The sequence below is a fragment of the Paenibacillus sp. FSL H8-0537 genome (genome assembly GCF_038051995.1).
Classification (GTDB): domain Bacteria; phylum Bacillota; class Bacilli; order Paenibacillales; family Paenibacillaceae; genus Pristimantibacillus.
Genome location: NZ_CP150290.1, coordinates 6,759,895 through 6,778,866, shown reverse-complemented (window position 1 = coordinate 6,778,866; position 18,972 = coordinate 6,759,895). Strand labels below are relative to the sequence as shown.

Here is an 18,972-nt window from a genome sequence, read left to right as displayed (position 1 = left end):
CGTTATATTATCGTCATGTGGCCGTTATGCTGGTGCTTATGCGCTGACTAATACGCCATTTTTTAAATGTAAAATGCGGTCGCATAAATGCAGTACACGCTCATCATGCGTAACCATAACGGCGGCTTTGCCCTCCGTTTTCACCTCGCGAGCGAGCATCGCCACAACCTCCTGCCCTCGGCTTGCATCCAGACTCGCCGTCGGCTCATCGGCAAACAAAATGGCCGGGTCATTCATCCAGGCCCGCGCAATGGCAACGCGCTGTTTTTCCCCGCCAGACAGCTGATTCGGATAGGCTGAACGGCGATGCAGCAGGCCCAGGCGCTCCAGCAGCATGGCTGATCGGGCATGAGCGGCCCGCTTATCCCTATCCGCCAGTTTGGCGACGAGCATCAACTGCTCCTCTACCTTCAAATAGGGAAGCAGATTAGCGCTTTGAAAAATAAAGCCGATGTTATGCAGCCGCAGCTTGCTGAGCTGCTGCCCGTTTTTGCCGGCAAGCGATTCGCCGTCGATGAGCACTTCGCCGCTGGTCGGCGTCAGAAGCGCTCCTGCAATCGATAGAAAGGTGCTTTTGCCAGAGCCGGAAGGCCCCATTACCGCGACGAGCTCCCCTGCTTTTACTTCAAGCGAAAGCTTATCCAGCACGGTCAGCTGGGTATCGCCATCATGATAAACCCGCGTAATTTCATTCAGCATAAGCTTTGTCGTTGTCATCCTGCTGTCCTCCCTATTGCTTCTAGCGCGTCAGTTCGCGCCACTTGAATGACGGAAATAAGCGAGCCAAGCAGCGACATGGCGATAAAAAGCAGGCAAGTATACAAGGTCGTTGCCGGCGATAACTGAAACGGCATCGAAGCGGGCAGAGCCGCCTCCATAAGCGCAACCAGCAGGCAGCTTACGGCTAAGCTGGCAGCAGCAAGTACGAGCGCTTGAGCCACAACGCTGCGCGCTAAATAGAATGTCTGGGTGCCAATCGCTTTGAGAATGCCGAATTGGCTCGTCTTCTGAATGGTGATGACGTAGAAGAAGACGGCGAGCACGAAGGCGGAGATGACGAACAGGAAGCTGATCATCATCATCAGCGAGCCTTGCTCTTCTTTGTAGCCGGGAATGCTGGCTACCGCTTGCTTTTGCGTAATAATCGCCGCATCTTCAAGCTGCTGTGAAAGCAGCTCTGCTTCTGTATCCGTTGCTTGTATGGCTATGGCATTGAATGGGGCGGCGAATGCGGGATCAACTGCTGCGCGGCCGGCCATTTGCTGCTTCAACTGCTGCCAGTCGCTTAGGTTCATAAATACGGCAGGCGTATGGCTGAACGACTGATTTTCCGTAAAGCCGCTAACGGTCCACGTGAGTCCTGTCGTTTGGTCATGCAGCAAGCTGCCGACGGTTATGCCTTCCTCCGCCAGCTTGCGGTCTACGACAACCTCGCCTGCCCCCGTATTGGAGACGGCTGAGCCGGAGACGACAGTCGGTGCGAGCCAGCTGCTCATGTCCACGCCGAATAACGTAATATCTGTTTTCATTCCGTCCGTTCCGCCTGTTACCGTCGTCATTTGCACGCCAAGCCGCTGGGCATTTGCGTCGCCAACGACCGAACGGGCTTTGTTAAGCTCCTTCTCCCCAACGATAGAGCGGGCGAAGCGTTGACTCGCATCCTGCTGCATAAGGAAATGGGTGGCGGGCATATTTTCGACAGCGGAGGCATTCGCATAAGCGAGCCCGCCCGCAAGTCCGGTTACGAACAGGACCAGAAAGGAAACGAGCAGCATAATCGCCATAATGAGCAAATAACGGGTTTTGGCAAAACGCATTTCTCTAAGGGCCAAATACATTCTCATTCCTCCTACTTGTGATGCCACAAGTGTAAAAAGTGAAAATGAACGGCGTATGAACGGCAAATTACAAATTTGGATAAGCAAAAACGAATTCGTCGTCCTTCTAGGACGAGCGAAGAGCTTTGTCGGAGAATTCTAAGCGGATATAAGGATCAAACTTATACATTCTTAGAATTCAAGGTGAAACGGCTATCGCCGTCCTTTGGCGGCGAGGCTCGTTTCATTCCGCTTATATTTTTGAAAAAAGCGATCCGTTAGGGCTGTGGAAGCGTCACGGTGAAGGTCGTGCCTTGACCGGGCTCGCTGGCTGTCTCAATCGTCCCGTTATGCAGGTGGACGATTTTTTGGGTAATGGCGAGCCCTAGTCCTGAGCCGACGGAGTCACCTGGGCGGTTGTTTGGGGGAAAGCTTCCCTCGGTTCCTCGTTCTCTGGCCCGATCGGCGCGGTAGAAGCGATCAAACAGAAACGGCAGCTGCTCCTTGCTGATGCCGTCTCCCGTATCGGTGACCCGAATAACACAGCGCCCTCGCTCCAGCTTGGCTCCCACCTCAATCGCCCTTCCTGATGGGATGTATTTAGCGGCATTGGACAACAGATTCATCCATACCTGATACAGCAGCATTTCATCGCCATCAAGCATTAGAGAGCTGGGGACAGCGATTCTGAGTGCAATTTCCTTCTCTGTAAGCTGCCATTCCATCACTTGTGCAACCTGCCGCAGCTGAGTGCGCAGATTGAAGGGCTTACGCTGAAGCGCCTCCGCAGCTTGGTCCAGCGATGACAGCAGCAGCAGCTCCTTGGTGAGTGCCGCTAGGCGGCGGCTTTCCTCGCCAATGATAGCGGCATAATGGGTACGCTCACCGGTGGGCAATTCTTTCTCCGCCAAGGCGTGCGCAAAGCCTTGAATGGAGGTAAGCGGCGACTGGATTTCATGCGAGACGTTGGCGACAAACTCCTGCCGTGCTTGCTCTACCCGCTCAAGCTCCTGGCTCATCGTCATAAAATGGGCAGCGAGCTGCCCGATTTCATCTCGCCGCTTCGTATTCAGCGACAGGGCGTAGTTTCCCTGAGCGATCCGCTGCGTTGCTTCTGTCAGCCTCGTGACGGGCTTCACCAAATAGCGGGTGCTGAGCAGGAAGCAGAGCAGGCTGAAGGCAACGGTCAGCAGCCCGATCATCGCAAAGAAGCTGCGCAGCTCGCCAAATTGCAAAATAACATCCGGGCGTATGAACAGCGCATACCGTTTGCCTTCCAATTGCAGCGGAACGCCCACCGTATTGCTGAGCGTGTTGTCGAAAAAGCCGGTAATAAACAGCTGATTGGGAAACTCCGCGATGCCGTGGTATTGCCCGCCAGCGAGTACGGTGCGCAGCACGTCATCCGCCAGCTCTTTTTCCCGAAAAGCTCGTCCGAAGTAACGCTCGGCGCCTTGATCGTCCGCCAGCAATATTTCATAGCCGAGCTCGGCCGCATTGGCGAGATAAGCAGTAGCCAGCTCCGGCTGTGCTTCGGCGAACTGCTGCATTTGCAGGGCAATGCGGGTCAGCTTGGCATCGTTATAAGGCTTGAGCTTATTATGATAATAAAGATTAGACACCAGAAAACCGAGAAAGCTGCTGCCAATAATGGCTGCCATTGCTACTAGAAAAACCCTAGAGTAGAGCGACTTCATGGCGCTGCCAGCTCGATTTTGTAGCCGATTCCCCGCACTGTCGTAATGCGGAAGTCTTGTTCATATGCAGCAAAACGCTGCCGCAGCCGTTTAATATGCACATCCACCGTTCGTTCATCTCCTTCATAATCCGCCGCCCATACGAGCCGAATGAGCTCCTCGCGTGAAAACAGCCGTCCCGGATATTCGGCAAGCTGCGCCAGCAGCTCAAACTCCTTAAGCGGCAGCAGAAGCATCGCATCTCCATCGGCAATCTCGTAGTTTTTACGGTCGATGGTAAGGCGGCCGAGCTGGATTTTGTCACTGGAGGAAATAGAATAACGGCGAAACAGCGCCTTGATGCGAAACAGCAGCTCCTCCGGTTCAAATGGCTTAGTGACATAATCGTCAGTGCCGCGCAAATAACCCTGCTCCTTATCCGTCAGCTGCTCCCGCGCCGTCAGCAAAATAATCGGGATATCGTAATTCGTCCGAATATACCCGCAAAGCTCTAGTCCATCCATCCGCGGCATCATGACATCTAATATCGCAAGATCAATCGGATGCTCCTTCAGCTTATGTACGGCATCCTCTCCCTCTTTTGCCTCAACGACGCGATAGCCTTCTTTCGTCATAAAGTGCCTCAGCAGCGTGCGGATATGGGCATCATCATCGACTACAAGCAGGGTTTTCATAGCAGCCTCCTAAAATAGAGTGAATGAATTAGAATTTCCTTATATTTCTAACTGTAGTATTTGCGATAATGATACAATACAGGAACTATACGAAAATTCAAAGTGTTGGAGGTGCTGATAGGTGAAGGTATTGATTCTGGGAGGAACGCGGTTTTTCGGAAAAAAGCTTGTGCAGCGTCTTATTAACCAGCAGGCGGAAGTGACGATTGTTACTCGCGGCATTAAGCTTGACCCTTTTGGCGACGCGGTAAAACGCATATGTGTCGACCGAACCGACGCGGCCGCACTAGCTAAAGCGCTTGGCGGGGCAAGCTTCGACGTCATCTACGACAACATTTGCTTCTCGCCTAAGGAGGCGCGGGAGGCCACTTGCCTATTTAGTGGGCGTACGGGCAAATACATCGTCACTTCTTCTATGAGCGTATATCCATTTGGTGAGGAACCGCTAACGGAGCAGGTTTTTGATCCTTATACTTGCGAGCTGCCCGAGCCGGATACCTTCTCCTCCCTCAGTTACGCCGACGGAAAACGGCTTGTTGAGGCGGTTTTTATGCAGGAAGCGTCGTTTCCAACAGCAGCTGTGCGCATTCCGTTTGTGCTCGGCCCGGATGATTACACCCGCCGGATGCACTTCCATATTGAAAATGTGCAAAAAGAAGTAGCGATTTCCATGCCTGCTCCTGAGGCTGAGCTATCGTTCATTCACTCGGATGAAGCAGCTGAATTCCTCGAATGGCTTGGAAAGTCTGATATTACAGGGCCAATTAATGCTTGCTCTCAAGGGAGAATTGGCTTGAATCAAATGATGTCGATTATTGAAGGATTTGTGGGTAAAAATGCAAAAATTGTTGAAGAAGCATCCGAAGAACATCAATCGCCGTTTGGCGTACCTGTTTCTTGGTATATGGATACAAGTAAGGCGGAAACGGCAGGATTTGCATTTAAGCACATAAAAGATTGGCTGCCAGAATTGATCGGTGAGCTGGCGAAAACGAAGCAATAAAGCGATTTTATAAAGAGGAGAGAGGCTGATGCTGGAAAGGTTTGAATGCGATGATTCGGTGCTGCAGAAGGGTTCTTTCCTTGCCGATGAGGTCGCCTATAATATCATTTACCGCATTTGTGATTCGGAAACGAAGCTCTGCTGGAAGACGGCGGATGATACAATGATTTTTGCAAAAACGCCCGGAAATAGCGGCTGGCTGTGGATGGCGCCAGAACTGTCCGACGCGGTTCGTGAGGGAGTGGCTCGAAATCTGGCGGGGCAGCTGTATAGAGAAGGCATTGAGGTAACGGGGATATCGGGCAGCCCAGAGCTGACCGGACTTTTCGCCAGAGTGTATCCGCCGTTAACAGGGCAGAGCCATCGCCTGCATATAAAGCTTGCGGCCTATCGGTGTCCAGTCGTACGGCAGCCTACAGGTATAGGGGGAGCCATAAGAAAAGCGGGAAAGGAAGATATTAAGACGGTGGCGGGCTTCATCGCTGCCTTTACGCAAGAGGCATATGGTCAGCAGGTGGAGGTAGCAAGCCAAATTCCGGCTGCCGCGGAAATGGTGGAATCAGGCGAATTATATGTGTGGGTTGAGGCGGAGAGAATTGTATCCATGGCAGCGATAGCTCATCGTACAGCAAGGCATGCTAGAATTAATGCGGTTTATACGGCGCTGGATGCGAGAAATCGCGGATTTGCCAGCGCTGTGGTTGCAGAGGTAAGCGCCATTATTGTGGAAGGTGGTTTAGAGCCGATGCTGTATGCGGATGTTCAAAACTCAGCCGCAAACAAAGCGTATCGCAATATCGGTTTTATCCCTAGCGGGCAAATTTCTGAATATCGCTTCTCCTAGTACGTTCATTAACTCGCCTCTCATTGCTCGCAAGTATGTTAACCTTCGTGATATAATTTGGTTAACATTGAAACGGAGAGTGGGAGGAGCATCATGAACATTCGTTTGCGGGGCCATCATTTATTTTGTCTGCTCGGTTATCGGGGCAAGGGCTACTCGGAGGGCTTCTGCGTCAATATGACAGCCGTATATGAGCAGCTGCGCCAGCAGCCTGATACCATCATTGAAATCATTGATGGTCCTGACGATATTTGCAAGGCGTTCCCGGCGGATAAGCCGTCCCATTGCGAGAATAAGAGCGTCTATCAGAAGGACCAAGCCATTTTGCAGGAAGTCGGATTAACGATAGGCAGTGTGGCAAAATGGTCTGATGTGTGCGAGTCCGTCGCAAGCCGCATTGTGCCTGGCGACATTAACCGCTTATGCTCGGACTGCCCATGGCAGCCATACGGCATGTGCCAGGAGGGTATCGGCCATATCCGCGAATCTCGGGAGCTAAGAGCGCTGCCAAGCTAGGTGGGTTAAAATGGGGGCTAAGACTTGAGCTAGTAACCAAAAAACCAATAAGGGGGAGGAAGGTGCCGCTAGACCTACCAAGTACATGTTTTATTTAGTTATATATTAACGGTGGAGATTAATATGGTTCACGCAATTAAATTGGGGTGAGCTTTTAAGGCTAGGTCAGTCAAATTATAATAGAAGATGATATGAGGATTTTTGAAATATGTTAATCCTGCGCGCCTGCTATTTGCTAATTGCAAAAGCGGGCGTGTTTCCTTTTATATGAATATTGAGGTGTAACTGTAATAATGATTCTAGCTTGAAGTGCAAATGATTGCGCTTTATGAAAGAGGGTTTACTTACAGACGTTCACAAACAAAACATATTTATTTTGGTAAATTATACATTTTAATAATTTATGTGTTAAATTTAATTCCTATAAACGGAAAAGGAGTTGTACTATGAGATTCAAGAAAACGATCGTAACACTCTCTTCTTTTGCAATGCTATGTGGGAGCATTGTTCCGTCCGCTGCTTTTGCTTCGGACGTCCCTAAAACTGTAAAACAGTTAGATGTAAAGGTTGCATCTAATCAATCCCACATTTTAAAGGTGAAAAGTAGCGAGTTAACAGAGGAAATTGTCCAAGCTGGTGAAACAATTACAAAATATATTAAACTTGGTGAAGACAATCTATATTACATTGATCCAGCAGCAGAACCATTGTATAGTAGTGAGGTGTATCAATCGTACTCTAGGGCTGTTGACAGTGTTAACGATGCTATTGATCAAAAGTTACTGAAAATCGAAAATGGTGAACCGGTAGCCAATATTGAGGTAGCTCAATCTTCTAGCAACATTGATAGTTTTAAGCAAGCTGCAAACAAAAAGCTACTTCAAAATACTAATGCAAACTCTACAAGCCTTTCATTTCCTCAAAAAAGTATCGAAGGTGCACAAAAGTATGTTTTTGCTAATCTCTATTGGTGGGGAGTGGCTGTAACTTTTAATAATCAAGAAACAATTGATCAAGTTTATCAACTAAATCAATCTGGTCAGGTGTGGGTCTTAGTAGCAGTTGTTGGTGGAGCTATTGCAGTTGTAAATCCACCAGTAGGTCTTTCCGCCTCCGCAGCAGCTACAATTGTAGCTGTAGGATCATTTATGATTGCAAATTCGATGTCACATAATAATAAGGGAAGAGGAGTGACATTGAACTTACATTGAACTTACATTGGCTCCCGCTCCCTTACTTTGAATCTACGTCTAACTAGAAAGTTGCGGGCTATATGATATTGGGTAATATTCTAATTTATGGGTTCCTTTTATTTTATGTTGTTATATTTCTTTTGATCACACTTATAATAAGAAAAAAATCAAAAAGTAAAATAACACATACTGGTTATTGGATTTTAGCAGTTTTGATCCTATTGTTAGGTATTAGTACTTGGCTACTGTTGGATGGTGCTAATAAGGCTGTAGCTGTACTCATTCCTGTGCTCATGCTGTCAATAATTACTGTAATTAGAACGATGAGGGCAAAATAAAAAAGAAGCAATCCCAAGAGGCTAACTACTCGGGATTGCTTCTTTTTGAATCAATATTAATATTTGTAATGGTATTAAGTTTAAGTTCGGTTCATAACACGCCTGTGCACTATAATTAAAGCGGTTCTCCGCTAATTTCCATGCCCCGAACGCCATCCATGGAGGCCATCATCAGCGTTAGGTCGCTGAAAAGGCTTGTTCCTTTGAATTTCACCTGAATAATGACATTCATCGTCTTCGAGCCACCCATTTGCTCAGATGAATCATCGTCATCATCTAATATGGTCAGCTTATGAATTTTCATGCCGTGTTCATGGAAAGTAGCTACTATGTCCTGCAAGCCGGAAGTGTGCTTCGCCAGCTTGAATCTAATTTCATGAATGCGTTTTGTTCGCGAAAATGTTTTTTCCAGTTTGTTGAATACAAACAAAGATATCACCGCCAATGTAGTAGAGATAGCTGCTGCCACATAAAATCCAGCTCCAACCGATAGACCGATGGCTGCTACCACCCACAAGGAAGCTGCCGTTGTCAGACCCGAAATGCCAGTGCCCTTGCGGAGAATCGTACCGGCTCCCAGAAAGCCGATGCCGCTAATAACCTGTGCGGCTAGCCTTGCCGGATCGAGAGTAACACGAGGCTCATTCGCGAATGCAGCGAATCCGTACATGGATAGCAAAACGACGGTAGAAGAGCCTAGAGATACGAGGATATGTGTGCGGAAGCCTGCGGAGTGGCCGCCGAATTCGCGCTCAAGACCGACGAGTCCGCCCAGCACGACTGCGAGCAGCAGGCGAATGGTCAGCTCATAATAGCTGATTTCCCACACGGAAGAAACGGCATTCGTCATGTTAATCTCCTTTCCCGAAGAGTGGCGTCAGCGGCTGCAGCCGAGCAATCGAATAAGGTTTATTTTCCAAGCTAAAATGAAAATCTAGACGCAAGTACGCTTCCTCCCCATCTTATGCAAATAATAATGCCGTCAACACTGCTGCGGTTTATCAACGATAATACGATCGAATGAACGCTACGTCAATAGCTGGAAATTTTGCAAAGCAAGTGGAATGAAAGCGCTATACCTAAGATCAGTTTAGCAGAAAGAGCATCCCCACGCAGTACAATGGCGCAAAATAAATGAAATAAAGAGACGGAAAAATGAAATATAAAAACGTTTTAGTGATTTATTTGATCAAAAAATACCATAGAATCTACTCCTTTATAATGCCAGACCGTTAATGATCCAATACGGGGATTAATTCAAGCGAAACTTATAAATACTATTTGTTAGAAGGGTATAAAGCATATTTTGCGGCTAAAAAGGGTACGCTGGCTCGTATAGGGTGGTGGTCGCAAGTGGTAATCCCGTTTCATCAGCGAATGGCAGAGCTGTGGCTGCACAGCAAAAAACGGCAGCTTTCGCCAAGCGAAGCTGTGGAGCTGGAGCAATGCCAGCAGCTCAACGTGAATTATGTCAGCGAAGCCGCTTATTTGGCGAATATGTCGCTGCTTGCCTCAATGAGCAAGGATATAAATTGGCAGCATGAAATATGCAAGGAAATCGAGCAGTTCCAGCTGACGGGCAAGCGGAGAAAATCCGGCACGGCAGGTGCGGAATAAATGCTAAATTCAATAAGCAGCGCAAAATACCGTTTCTCCGGGCGATCGTTTGGAGGAGTGGTATTTTTCTGTTTTGGCTGCGTAATACGTTCGTGGTCATGGCCTCCAAAGAATGGGAAATCCATATATCCTTGCAGGAGCCATTAAGGGTAAAATAGAGAGAGGAGCGCTAAATTTTTTTGAAATATTAGGAAAGGATATGATTTTTTCATCCATTCTCTATATTTCACCCTCGAAACGGTAGCTTTGCCGCCAGAGGATGGCTTTCGGCCATTTACGCTTGGGAAAGTGGGGGAGTTTTGATGGAAACGGAATGGGAAGAGCGTATGGTGCAAGCTTGCAAGAGCGGGAATATTGAAGTAATCAAAACGCTTATTTCCGAAGGCATGGATTTGAATGATTTAAAAAATCCAGCAATCGTTACGGCTTCGAAGCAGGGCAAGCGCCCAGTATTCGAGTTTTTGCTGGAGCAGGGCGCGGACATTAATGCGGTATCTCATGTGGGCAGCTCTGCCTTGTCTCATGCTGTCAGCTGGGAAAATGCTAAGGCGGTAGAGGCGCTGCTGGCGCTCGGCATTGATGTGGCTCTACATGGCGGACTTGCTTTGCGAGGAGCAGCGGGCGGACGTCTGGATTTGGTTAAAATGCTGGTGGAGGCAGGCGCTCCCGTTAATTTTAATGAGCCGGATATGGTGCGCCCATATGGCGGAACGCCGCTGCAAGCGGCTGCTGGCATCGGGCATTTGCCGATCGTTCGTTATTTGCTGGACGCGGGCGCTGATCCATCGATTAAAGACAGCTATGGAGAGCGGGCTTACACGGACGCGAAGCGCTATAAGCACAAAGAAGTGATGGAACTCATCTATTCATACGAGCCGAAGGAGCTGCATGATTTCGATAACCGAGCGGCTCAATTGAAAAAAGCAGGCCTTCCTGCCGCCATTATCCGCGATCTGGGAGAGACGAGCAGCCGGGTTGAAATACCGGATTGTGAGCAGGTATCCTATATTGAGTTTGGTTCGGTTTTGGACGTCTCTGAACTGGAGTATCAGGGGCTCAAGCTGCTTAATTTACTTGTAGATATGGACAATTATTCGCCGCTGGGCATGTTCGTCTGGGTGCCGGCACATAAGAAATTCGCCAGCTACGATGTGGAGCATAAGGAGCTGATGATGCTGCCTGACGCGACATGGGCGAAGCTGAGGAAAAAGCCGGGGGCGTTCATCGACCGCATACTGGATGGTGAGTATGAGCCGCTCGTGCTTACGGACTAACTGGGAAACACAGTTGGTCCGGTTGCATGTAAATCAATAAAGAGACTTCTGTTCAAGCTGCTGAGGCTTATGGAAGTCTCTTTGCTTTCAAACTCATGGAGAAAATTGGATTTACCAAAAAGTGCTGCGTTAAGCTGTTGCTTTCCCTTTTCTCAGACTCATGCCTAACCAAACGCAATGCACCGCAAGGATCGCGATACTGAGCAGATCTGGGCCGATGGCGGTACGCTCATTGCCAAGAAACTGAATTAGGTTATGCACAAAATGAAACAAAATCAGCGGCACAATGTTGCGATTTTTCACCATTAATAACGCAAGGGAAAGGCCGACCGCTAAGGAATAGACGATTTGGATCGTCGTATCAACCGCATTTTGCCCCGATAAAGCATTCAAAATATGCGTGACACCAAACAGCATATGATTTGTAAGTTTTATTTATTATTTTGACAACTTTAGTTTACATTATGTCGTGCATCCTGTATATTAGTCACATGGAGGTGGACGTATGAAGCTCGATAATCGGGTTCGCGAATTAAGGGCTCGTTTTCGAATGAGCCAGTCGGAGCTGGCTGAAGCCATTGATGTCTCTCGGCAAACGATCAGCTTAATTGAACGGGGCGACTATTCACCATCAGTGGTTCTGGCGTTAAAGATGGCGAAGCTGTTTAAGGAGCCTGTGGAATTTATTTTTATATTGGATGATGAGGGGGAACTTCAATGAGCAAGGGGAAATCGCAGAAGCTGCAGTGGGTGCTTATTATTGTTATAGGTGGATTATTAGGTTTTGGAGTAAGTTATTTTGGGATGTCGAATGCAGGGAAGCTGAATTTCGAGGGGATATCGGTGGGCTTTTTTCGCCTTGATGTCATCCATATGCTGTTTCTGCTCGCTTCTATTGGAACTTGGGCAGCCAGCGTAAGGTATTGTCTGAAGTTCAACCAGGAGGAGGATAAGGAGAAGGGGGAGAGGCTGCTCAGCTCCAGCATGATGCTGAACACCTTTGGCACGTATACGGCGATCGTTGGCAGCATGACGCTGCTTTCACAAATGATTATTGAGGACATACACGGCAAGCCTGTGCTTGCCCTTCTAATTATTTCGATTTTACTGGTGCTGGCACACATTCGGCTGCAATCGCTGCTATTTAAAGTGTTTAACCGCAATTTTCCGAAGCGGGTTTTTGACACCGGACGCCCTTTTGGAGCAAAACAGGCCTATATGGACAAGCTGGATGAGGCGGAGAAATTCATTGTGTATAAAGCGTCGTATCGCGCCTTCAACATGATTAATAATACGCTGTATGCGCTCGTATTTGTCACCTTTGCCTATTCCGCGCTAAGCAGCTTTCAATTGTTTCCGTTCCTCCTCCTGTTAGTTTTGTTTATTGCGAACAATTTGGCATATTTCAAGGAGACTCAGAAGTACCAGTAGCAAGCGGGTCCGCTTTCAGTCCGCCTTGTGTCCGCTAGATGTCCTTTAATAAGCTCCTATAATTGTTATAATTATCCTAACGAATGAGATGATTATAACGATAGAGGAGGTTTTAGTAGATGGATGAAGCGAGGACGGTTATTGATTTTTATAAAAAAGAACTCTACCGCATCGGCTGGCGCATCCAGTATCAGGCGAAAAAGCAGCGCAAGCATGAATGCTCGCTCACTTATGAGCCCGTCCGGCCGGATAGCGATTCCGACCAGATGGAGCAGAAATTATTAGTGCAGCAGCTGCTTGCTGCGCTCCCTTCAAAGCTGGGCCGAACAGTCATTCATGAGCTGTATTTGCAGGATAAGACGGAAGCGCAGGTGGCCAAGGCGCTGAACATGAGCCAGCAGGCGGTGAACAAATGGAAGCAAAAGACGCTGAAGCAGCTATGTCAGATGCTGAGTTCCTGAGGCTGCTCGAGCTGGTTCAGCAAAATGATGAGCAGGCGGCACTTGCGCTGATCCGATTTTTTGAGCCGGAGATGATACGAATCAGCCGCTTTATCCGCATGCCGCAAGAGGATGCTGTGCAGAGCATGACTGCTGAGCTGCTTGCTTTTTTCAAGGAAGGACAAGAAGCCCCCTAGCCGAAATCGGATAGGGGGCTATAGGCATTTAGGAACCCAGACACTCTAACACTCAGACACTCGATATCTACCGCCTCATCCAAGTAAAGGCGTAAAGCACTACGTAGAAAAACAAAGTGAAGGCAAAGATTGACAAGGTGAAGGGGATAAGCAGTACTTCTGCCTTCGCATTCGTTACGATCTCATAGAGCTGGCCGAATACGACATGCGGTCGTGCCCATACATCCCAAGTGTTCCAGCGTACAAACCTGCCAATATAGATGCCGAAGCTGCTGAGCAGCAAAACAACAACAGTGAACAGCCAGCCAGTAACAGCGCCAAAGGCTTGACGGATGAGCTGATGCAGCGAGTACAGCGAGACGACGCTTACCAGCACACCGACTGAAGCTGCCGTCAGAAAAATAAAAAGATGCTGCCAAAATTCCATCGTCTGGACAAAATGCCCGCCCCCATCGGCCTGAACTCGCATAAAGGGATGCAGCAGGTCCGTGATCAAATAAGCGGCGTTTGGATAGAAGAGCAGCCATACCAGTCCGAGAGGCAGCAAAATCAGCGTCTTCACCGCTGTATGCTTCTGCTTCAAATAAAAAGCTGCCAGCTCAATGATTAAGGAAAGCCCCAGTGGAACCCACGCCAGAAACACATCCCAATCCAAAAATAAATAAATTGCGCGGCCTGTCACCGCTCTTAAGTGATCTGCCAAAGTGAGGCTTGCTATAGTAGCCGCCAATAAAACGGCAATAATAATAGCTTTGCTGTGCAGCTGCGTATTTTCCCGAAATTTCAGTTTGAACCCTCCCTATGCGTTTTCCTATATATGTATAACGTTTATTTTGGGATTTTGTTGCTAGGACGTGGATGCAAACGTAAGCGTAAGCGTAAGTGATCCAGATCCTGATCGAAGCCCACGTCAAATGTAGTTCCTCTACTACTGGGAATGTCACCCCTCATGGATGTGAATATTTGTGAATATGAATATACGAGAATGTGAATGTACTTACTGAAAAGCAGCCTCCTGCATTTCGCTTCATTGGTCTGCTCCTAGCATAAAGCTAGACTTGGTGGACACAGCGGCCGCTATTTCAACCGAATCACCGATTAAGGCATAGGTCGCGGACTCAGGAGCCACTAATGGGCTGCAATTGGCCATATTTCTGGGATAATGTGGGCAATAACGGATATCCTGTCCGCTTATGGCCTGAAATCGATTCAAAATCCAAAATAGCGGAACCTCAGTCCTTGAAAAAGGGAGTGGGCGTTCGAACTGTGGGCAAACTGCGGGGGTCTAGGAACCGTGTTTTTGCAGCATTTTTTGTTAAAGGCAGTTGACAGCGGTAAAGCGATGCGTTAATATTGGTTTTATCAAATTAAATTTTATACAATTTATTGGTGAGGCCTTCTAATATCCGACTTGTATTTCCAAATTATTGGGATAGCAATTAGCAATTTGGGTAATAAGAAAGTAGGGTGTCGCAGCACACAGCATGGAGGTAGGCACAGATGATTATTGTACAAGCTTTTTTGAAGGTACAAGCAGACGCACGTGAGGCTTTTATTGAGCAGGCGAAAATTCTGATTGCCGCGACGCAGCAGGAGCCGGGCAATATAAGCTACAAGCTGTATGAGGATGCGGAGCAGCCCAGCCATTTTGTGATGCTGGAGGAATGGCAGGATCAGCAGGCGATTGACGAGCATAATGGATCGGCGCATTACACAGCATTCGCTGGCTTTGCACGCGGCGTATTGGCGGCACCGCCAGAACTTAAACTTTCTACACCAAAACAATAACGGAGGCGATTGTTATGCAAAATTTATACACAGCTACAGTAACAGCAGTAGGCGGAAGAGACGGTCAGCTTAAATCCGAGGACGGCATTTTGGAATTAGCAATTCGCGCACCTAAGGAGCTAGGCGGCCCAGGCGGCGCCACGAATCCAGAGCAGCTTTTTGCTGGCGGCTATGCGGCTTGCTTTGAAAGTGCCTTGAACGTTGTCGCAAGAATGAAAAAGATCAAGGTTGAGAAGACGCAGGTTACAGCGCATGTCACGCTCGGCAAAGAAGAAGATGGCGGCTACGGTCTGGAAGCGAAGCTGGACATTTCCGTAGTTGGCGTAGATGCAGATGTGGCGAAGGAGCTTGTTGAAGCGGCGCATCAGGTTTGCCCGTATTCAAGAGCAACAAGAGGAAACATGAAAGTCGAATTGAACATCGTTTAATGACAGATCAAGCCATCCTTCGCGGGATGGCTTTTTTTCGTAAGCGGGCATTAAATGCTTAGCCAATAGCCAATTGCTATTAGCCAACAACAAGCGTTAGAGCAAAACCCTGTTCTCGATTATATTTTTCATACTAATATGCGATTTGGAGGCTCCAAGCGTGACCAGCGTATCTTGAAAAGCGGCAACCTCGCCGACGGAGCCGGTTTGTATTTTGATTAAATAATTATATTCCCCGCTTATTCGAAATAAATCTGTTACTTCACCAGCGTTGTGGCAAAAATCGACCAGCTCTTGGCATTGCTCTGTTTTCACGAGAATAAAGGTGGTCATTCCGCGATTCAGCTCCTGCAAACAGAATACGGTTGTGTATGAAGCTATAATATTTTTCTCTTCCAGCTTCATTATTCTTTCTTTAACCGAAGGGGGAGACATGGCGATTTGTTTGCTGATTTGTGAGATGGGCATTCGGGCATTTTGCTGAAGCAGCTGCATAATTTTTTTATCAATATCATCAATGAGATGATCCATCATAAGCACCTCCCAGGCTATGCCTTGAAAAATAAGCCTATTTTGCTTAAATAACTGCGATATATGAACTATTTTAGCCGAATATCCTCATCTATTCTATGTATTTATCCCTATATTCCCCGTAAAATAAACGGCATATTCGAAACGGGAGCGATGGCAGATGAGTATAAAAGGACTTGCGCACGTAGCTATTCAAGCTAAAAATTATCAAGAAACGATTGCGTTTTACACGCTGGCCTTAGGTTTTAAGGTGGGGCATCATTGGAGCTTGCCGTCGTTTCAGATCAAGGAAGCGTCCATGCTGATTTCGCCTGACGGACGGACCTGCCTAGAGATTTTCGATAATGAGGCCGTCATTCCGGCACAAGGGAGAAAAGCTGCTTCTGATGAGGAGGTAGTCCATGGGGCGCTGCTGCATCTGGCCTTTTATGTTGATCAAGTGGATGTCATTTATCAGAAGTCGCTTGCCCACGGAGCGAAGGCGTATATAGAGCCTAGCGAGCTTGCCCTTGGGGAGCCGCCGCTGCTCGTCAGAAATGCGCTCGTCTATAGCCCGAATGGCGAGGTAATCGAGTTTATTGAGGATGTGGATTTTGATCGTTCGGGTCTTTTGGAGGAGGAGCGGACGCTGCTTTGAATGCAGCAGATCTTATCATTAAAAAAACCAGTCTCATAAGAAACTGGTTTTTTACTTCATTTTATCACGTAAACTAGGATTGGCTGCTTAATAATTGCCACAGTATTGTAATAGCCTCAGCGCGAGAGGCCTCTGCCTGCCCGTCAAACTGTCCGTCTTTACGTCCTTGCAATACCCCTTTTTGTTTCAGCGCCTCGGCTGCGCCACTTGCCCAGTTAGGAATGCTTGCACTATCTGTGAAGCTAGAATCGCCTTGAACAACAGCAATATTAAATGCTCTGGCAACCATGGTTACGAGCTCCGCACGTGTAATACGTTCTTTTGGCCGGAAACTGCCGTCGGCATAGCCGCTTACGATGCCCTTGCTGACCGCCTCTTCAACTGCAGACTTTGCCCAAGTGCTAATTGCGGTACCGTCGGTGAAGCTTGCAGCTCCTCCGCTGTTACCTGTGTTTGTTCCTGCGGCTTTCATGATCATGACTACGAACTCTGCTCGTGTTACAGGGGCATTTGGACGGAATGAACCATCAGGATAGCCGCTTACAATGCCGCTAGCAGTCATTTCCTGAATGGCTTCCGATGCCCAGTGCTCGTTCACATCAGTGAACGTAGACGTATTAGGAGCGGAAGGCTGGGCTTTGCGGACAATGGTAATAGTGTAAGTTTTTGTCGCCCCGTCTGCTGCCTGTACAGTCACTTCAATTCGGTTATCGCCTTCTTTGAGATCAATAGGGCTGTCCAGACTAACGGACTTTCCATTAATATACGCCGTAACTTTCGTTGCGTTAGCAGCAACATCAGGGCTGAGGGTAATCTGGCTGGCTTCTGTTTCTGCGGTATAGGCCGTATCACTGATTTTATTCAGTACTAATGCTTTACCATTTACTAGGACATTGACCTGTTTAATATCTGTGTTGCCGGAAACAATAGGAAGGCTTCCTCCGCCAGCTCCGCCGCTGCTAGGTAATGGAGAAGGGGAGACAATTTGCACCTGTTTTACATACTCGTTTCCTGCTTGATCTTTGACATAGATGCTCAGCCAGCTATTTTCCGCTATGCTCAATGTTGCTTTATTATCGATTAAGGTAAGTGTAGTTCCGCTTTGTTCAAAATAGGAGACGGATTGAATGCCGGTTGCCCATTTCGTTTCAACGGTTCCGCTATGCGAATCATATACGGAAGCAGTGACACTAACCGACTGGTTCGATGAAGGTGTAGCTGTCGTCAATACAATATCTGGTGGTGTAACATCAATAAAAAAAGGATGGGACACATAATAGAAGTCAAACCCGTTAGAATCCTTTGCCCATACATGTAAATGCCATTGGCCAGTTTGCGTAGGAGCGGCAATAGAAACATTGGAGTCAAATAAATTCCATGCTCCGGACAAAGGAATAGCAGCGCTTGTAGACCACTGGTATTTAATTATTTCAGTACCGGGTAAGGAGGGAAGAGATATATTTACATCTGTTGAATGCGTCTTTTGCCAATTCAAGTTTCCATCTGGGCTAAAATCGACATTAATCGGTGCAAATCGCTCAAATGAATATCCTTGGGCATCGGCAAATTGCTCTGCATTGTCGTAACCAATTAGGGTGAGTCCTGATGGATTATCGCTAAAAGCAGCGTGATTAATGTATGTAGAATCGCCTTTAACAAGTACCTTTGATAATTGATTATTGGAAAAAGCCTCCCCTGCAACACCGAAGACACCCACAGGGAGAGTAAGGGAGGTTAGTTGATTATAGGAAAAAGCATTCTGATAAATTTCATAGATACTATCAGGTAGCGAGATACTAGTGAGTTCGTTATGTGAAAAAACGTCCGCACGGAGGGCCCTCACACCGTCAGGGATAGAGAGGCTGGTTAATTGGTTGTATGAAAAAGCTCCTGAATCAATATCAGTGACACCTTCAGGAATAACAAGACTCGTTAACTGATTATGCGAAAAGGCATCGTTGAAAATTCTTTTAACACTATCCGGTATAGTAACACTTCTTAATTGGCTATTAGAAAAAGCTCCTACTCCAATCGCATAAACACCGTACGGAATTGAAACACTAGTTAGTTGACTGAAGTAAAAAGCTTGAGCACCTATGAATGTTACACCATCAGGAATAGTAACGCTTGTTAATTGACTACGGGCAAATGACCCTGATCCAATTATGGTTACATTCAGCCCATTAATGGATTTTGGAATGTTGACATACCCCGCACTTCCTAAGTATTTCGTAATGGTAGCTGTCCCATTTCCATTATTTTCATACTCAAAATCACCTGAAACTAAAGCAGCAGCATGTATTTGCTGTATAGGAGAGCCCGGCCATGCCATTTGTAGAAATAAAGCGAGAACAATCAGCATGATTAATTTAGCAGATTTCATTTTCATAAATAGTGATCCCATCCCTCTAATAAATTAAACAATATATCTGGCTGTAAACAGATAGTCCCAATGTACCATACCCATTATTTTGATAGCAATAAAATTATAAAGAAACAAAAGGGAAAATATTAAAAATTAAATATTATAGTATATTTAATTTTTAA

General features: G+C 47.2%; 22 protein-coding genes. 13 read left to right on the top strand and 9 right to left on the bottom strand.

Going from position 1 to position 18,972, the window contains the following annotated elements; all coding sequences use genetic code 11:
• Window positions 1–36 precede the first annotated feature (36 nt).
• The 4 genes from MHB80_RS28715 to MHB80_RS28700 all read right to left on the bottom strand — a co-directional run bounded on the left by MHB80_RS28715 (window position 37) and on the right by MHB80_RS28700 (window position 4,188).
• Entirely contained in the window at window positions 37–717 is a 681-nt protein-coding gene (locus MHB80_RS28715) for an ABC transporter ATP-binding protein (protein ID WP_341280117.1), read from the bottom strand.
• Window positions 714–1,838 (bottom strand): ABC transporter permease, encoded by a 1,125-nt coding sequence (locus tag MHB80_RS28710; RefSeq protein WP_341280116.1) that lies wholly within the window; start codon window positions 1,836–1,838, stop codon window positions 714–716. The genes MHB80_RS28715 and MHB80_RS28710 overlap by 4 nt, the downstream gene beginning before the upstream one ends.
• A gap of 257 nt (window positions 1,839–2,095) precedes the next feature.
• On the bottom strand, window positions 2,096–3,514 hold the full coding sequence (locus MHB80_RS28705) for a HAMP domain-containing sensor histidine kinase (RefSeq protein WP_341280115.1): 1,419 nt from the start codon (window positions 3,512–3,514) through the stop codon (window positions 2,096–2,098).
• Window positions 3,511–4,188, bottom strand: coding sequence for a response regulator transcription factor (locus MHB80_RS28700; RefSeq protein WP_341280114.1), 678 nt, complete (start codon window positions 4,186–4,188; stop codon window positions 3,511–3,513). The genes MHB80_RS28705 and MHB80_RS28700 overlap by 4 nt, the downstream gene beginning before the upstream one ends.
• 121 nt (window positions 4,189–4,309) lie before the next feature.
• On the opposite strand from MHB80_RS28700, the gene MHB80_RS28695 reads away from it, so the two are divergent.
• From MHB80_RS28695 to MHB80_RS28680, 4 genes are all read left to right on the top strand, one after another.
• Window positions 4,310–5,191, top strand: coding sequence for an NAD-dependent epimerase/dehydratase family protein (locus MHB80_RS28695; RefSeq protein ID WP_341280113.1), 882 nt, complete (start codon window positions 4,310–4,312; stop codon window positions 5,189–5,191).
• A gap of 28 nt (window positions 5,192–5,219) precedes the next feature.
• Complete coding sequence (locus MHB80_RS28690) at window positions 5,220–6,035, top strand: GNAT family N-acetyltransferase (RefSeq protein ID WP_341280112.1); 816 nt, start codon at window positions 5,220–5,222, stop codon at window positions 6,033–6,035.
• A 93-nt stretch (window positions 6,036–6,128) separates the two neighbouring features.
• Window positions 6,129–6,551: a DUF1284 domain-containing protein gene (locus MHB80_RS28685; RefSeq protein ID WP_341280111.1), complete on the top strand. Its 423-nt coding sequence runs from the start codon at window positions 6,129–6,131 to the stop codon at window positions 6,549–6,551.
• Window positions 6,552–6,997: 446 nt separating this feature from the next.
• On the top strand, window positions 6,998–7,762 hold the full coding sequence (locus MHB80_RS28680; protein ID WP_341280110.1) for a hypothetical protein: 765 nt from the start codon (window positions 6,998–7,000) through the stop codon (window positions 7,760–7,762).
• 435 nt (window positions 7,763–8,197) lie between these two features.
• Here the strand turns inward: MHB80_RS28680 and MHB80_RS28675 are convergent, their stop codons facing one another.
• On the bottom strand, window positions 8,198–8,932 hold the full coding sequence (locus MHB80_RS28675; protein WP_341280109.1) for an MgtC/SapB family protein: 735 nt from the start codon (window positions 8,930–8,932) through the stop codon (window positions 8,198–8,200).
• A 503-nt stretch (window positions 8,933–9,435) separates the two neighbouring features.
• On the opposite strand from MHB80_RS28675, the gene MHB80_RS28670 reads away from it, so the two are divergent.
• Both MHB80_RS28670 and MHB80_RS28665 read left to right on the top strand, forming a co-directional pair.
• Window positions 9,436–9,699: a hypothetical protein gene (locus MHB80_RS28670; RefSeq protein WP_341280108.1), complete on the top strand. Its 264-nt coding sequence runs from the start codon at window positions 9,436–9,438 to the stop codon at window positions 9,697–9,699.
• Between the two features lie 302 nt (window positions 9,700–10,001).
• A complete protein-coding gene (locus MHB80_RS28665) occupies window positions 10,002–10,973 on the top strand; it encodes an ankyrin repeat domain-containing protein (protein WP_341280107.1) in 972 nt (323 codons plus the stop codon).
• A gap of 129 nt (window positions 10,974–11,102) precedes the next feature.
• Here the strand turns inward: MHB80_RS28665 and MHB80_RS28660 are convergent, their stop codons facing one another.
• Window positions 11,103–11,390: a CPBP family glutamic-type intramembrane protease gene (locus MHB80_RS28660; RefSeq protein WP_341280106.1), complete on the bottom strand. Its 288-nt coding sequence runs from the start codon at window positions 11,388–11,390 to the stop codon at window positions 11,103–11,105.
• An 88-nt stretch (window positions 11,391–11,478) separates the two neighbouring features.
• Here MHB80_RS28660 and MHB80_RS28655 point away from each other — a divergent pair, with 88 nt between their 5' ends.
• From MHB80_RS28655 to MHB80_RS28640, 4 genes are all read left to right on the top strand, one after another.
• A complete protein-coding gene (locus MHB80_RS28655) occupies window positions 11,479–11,694 on the top strand; it encodes a helix-turn-helix transcriptional regulator (protein WP_341280105.1) in 216 nt (71 codons plus the stop codon).
• Window positions 11,691–12,404: a DUF3169 family protein gene (locus MHB80_RS28650; RefSeq protein WP_341280104.1), complete on the top strand. Its 714-nt coding sequence runs from the start codon at window positions 11,691–11,693 to the stop codon at window positions 12,402–12,404. The genes MHB80_RS28655 and MHB80_RS28650 overlap by 4 nt, the downstream gene beginning before the upstream one ends.
• A 119-nt stretch (window positions 12,405–12,523) precedes the next feature.
• The gene (locus MHB80_RS28645) at window positions 12,524–12,865 is read left to right on the top strand and encodes a sigma-70 family RNA polymerase sigma factor (protein WP_341280103.1); all 342 of its coding nucleotides are present in this window, start codon (window positions 12,524–12,526) and stop codon (window positions 12,863–12,865) included.
• The gene (locus MHB80_RS28640) at window positions 12,817–13,041 is read left to right on the top strand and encodes a hypothetical protein (protein WP_341280102.1); all 225 of its coding nucleotides are present in this window, start codon (window positions 12,817–12,819) and stop codon (window positions 13,039–13,041) included. The genes MHB80_RS28645 and MHB80_RS28640 overlap by 49 nt, the downstream gene beginning before the upstream one ends.
• Before the next feature lie 67 nt (window positions 13,042–13,108).
• Here the strand turns inward: MHB80_RS28640 and MHB80_RS28635 are convergent, their stop codons facing one another.
• Complete coding sequence (locus MHB80_RS28635) at window positions 13,109–13,744, bottom strand: DUF1361 domain-containing protein (RefSeq protein ID WP_341280101.1); 636 nt, start codon at window positions 13,742–13,744, stop codon at window positions 13,109–13,111.
• A gap of 797 nt (window positions 13,745–14,541) precedes the next feature.
• Between MHB80_RS28635 and MHB80_RS28630 the strand changes: the two genes are divergently transcribed.
• Together MHB80_RS28630 and MHB80_RS28625 are read left to right on the top strand one after the other, a co-directional pair.
• Window positions 14,542–14,829, top strand: coding sequence for a putative quinol monooxygenase (locus MHB80_RS28630; protein WP_341280100.1), 288 nt, complete (start codon window positions 14,542–14,544; stop codon window positions 14,827–14,829).
• 14 nt (window positions 14,830–14,843) lie between these two features.
• A complete protein-coding gene (locus tag MHB80_RS28625; protein ID WP_341280099.1) occupies window positions 14,844–15,257 on the top strand; it encodes an organic hydroperoxide resistance protein in 414 nt (137 codons plus the stop codon).
• Window positions 15,258–15,353: 96 nt separating this feature from the next.
• Here MHB80_RS28625 and MHB80_RS28620 read toward each other — a convergent pair whose 3' ends face one another.
• On the bottom strand, window positions 15,354–15,788 hold the full coding sequence (locus MHB80_RS28620) for an Lrp/AsnC family transcriptional regulator (protein ID WP_341283109.1): 435 nt from the start codon (window positions 15,786–15,788) through the stop codon (window positions 15,354–15,356).
• 160 nt (window positions 15,789–15,948) lie between these two features.
• Between MHB80_RS28620 and MHB80_RS28615 the strand changes: the two genes are divergently transcribed.
• Complete coding sequence (locus MHB80_RS28615; RefSeq protein WP_341280098.1) at window positions 15,949–16,425, top strand: VOC family protein; 477 nt, start codon at window positions 15,949–15,951, stop codon at window positions 16,423–16,425.
• Window positions 16,426–16,498: 73 nt separating this feature from the next.
• On the opposite strand, the gene MHB80_RS28610 is transcribed toward MHB80_RS28615, so the two are convergent.
• Window positions 16,499–18,814 (bottom strand): S-layer homology domain-containing protein, encoded by a 2,316-nt coding sequence (locus MHB80_RS28610; protein ID WP_341280097.1) that lies wholly within the window; start codon window positions 18,812–18,814, stop codon window positions 16,499–16,501.
• Between the last annotated feature and the right edge of the window lie 158 nt (window positions 18,815–18,972).

Coding starts and splice junctions, on each gene's coding strand:
- MHB80_RS28645 (WP_341280103.1), top strand. CDS start 12,524: ATGGATGAAGCGAGGACGGTTATTGATTTTTATAAAAAAGAACTCTAC.
- MHB80_RS28705 (WP_341280115.1), bottom strand. CDS start 3,514: ATGAAGTCGCTCTACTCTAGGGTTTTTCTAGTAGCAATGGCAGCCATT.
- MHB80_RS28615 (WP_341280098.1), top strand. CDS start 15,949: ATGAGTATAAAAGGACTTGCGCACGTAGCTATTCAAGCTAAAAATTAT.
- MHB80_RS28690 (WP_341280112.1), top strand. CDS start 5,220: ATGCTGGAAAGGTTTGAATGCGATGATTCGGTGCTGCAGAAGGGTTCT.
- MHB80_RS28685 (WP_341280111.1), top strand. CDS start 6,129: ATGAACATTCGTTTGCGGGGCCATCATTTATTTTGTCTGCTCGGTTAT.
- MHB80_RS28700 (WP_341280114.1), bottom strand. CDS start 4,188: ATGAAAACCCTGCTTGTAGTCGATGATGATGCCCATATCCGCACGCTG.
- MHB80_RS28680 (WP_341280110.1), top strand. CDS start 6,998: ATGAGATTCAAGAAAACGATCGTAACACTCTCTTCTTTTGCAATGCTA.
- MHB80_RS28620 (WP_341283109.1), bottom strand. CDS start 15,788: ATGGATCATCTCATTGATGATATTGATAAAAAAATTATGCAGCTGCTT.
- MHB80_RS28640 (WP_341280102.1), top strand. CDS start 12,817: ATGGAAGCAAAAGACGCTGAAGCAGCTATGTCAGATGCTGAGTTCCTG.
- MHB80_RS28715 (WP_341280117.1), bottom strand. CDS start 717: ATGACAACGACAAAGCTTATGCTGAATGAAATTACGCGGGTTTATCAT.
- MHB80_RS28675 (WP_341280109.1), bottom strand. CDS start 8,932: ATGACGAATGCCGTTTCTTCCGTGTGGGAAATCAGCTATTATGAGCTG.
- MHB80_RS28665 (WP_341280107.1), top strand. CDS start 10,002: ATGGAAACGGAATGGGAAGAGCGTATGGTGCAAGCTTGCAAGAGCGGG.
- MHB80_RS28625 (WP_341280099.1), top strand. CDS start 14,844: ATGCAAAATTTATACACAGCTACAGTAACAGCAGTAGGCGGAAGAGAC.
- MHB80_RS28610 (WP_341280097.1), bottom strand. CDS start 18,814: ATGAAAATGAAATCTGCTAAATTAATCATGCTGATTGTTCTCGCTTTA.
- MHB80_RS28650 (WP_341280104.1), top strand. CDS start 11,691: ATGAGCAAGGGGAAATCGCAGAAGCTGCAGTGGGTGCTTATTATTGTT.
- MHB80_RS28630 (WP_341280100.1), top strand. CDS start 14,542: ATGATTATTGTACAAGCTTTTTTGAAGGTACAAGCAGACGCACGTGAG.
- MHB80_RS28710 (WP_341280116.1), bottom strand. CDS start 1,838: ATGTATTTGGCCCTTAGAGAAATGCGTTTTGCCAAAACCCGTTATTTG.
- MHB80_RS28655 (WP_341280105.1), top strand. CDS start 11,479: ATGAAGCTCGATAATCGGGTTCGCGAATTAAGGGCTCGTTTTCGAATG.
- MHB80_RS28660 (WP_341280106.1), bottom strand. CDS start 11,390: ATGCTGTTTGGTGTCACGCATATTTTGAATGCTTTATCGGGGCAAAAT.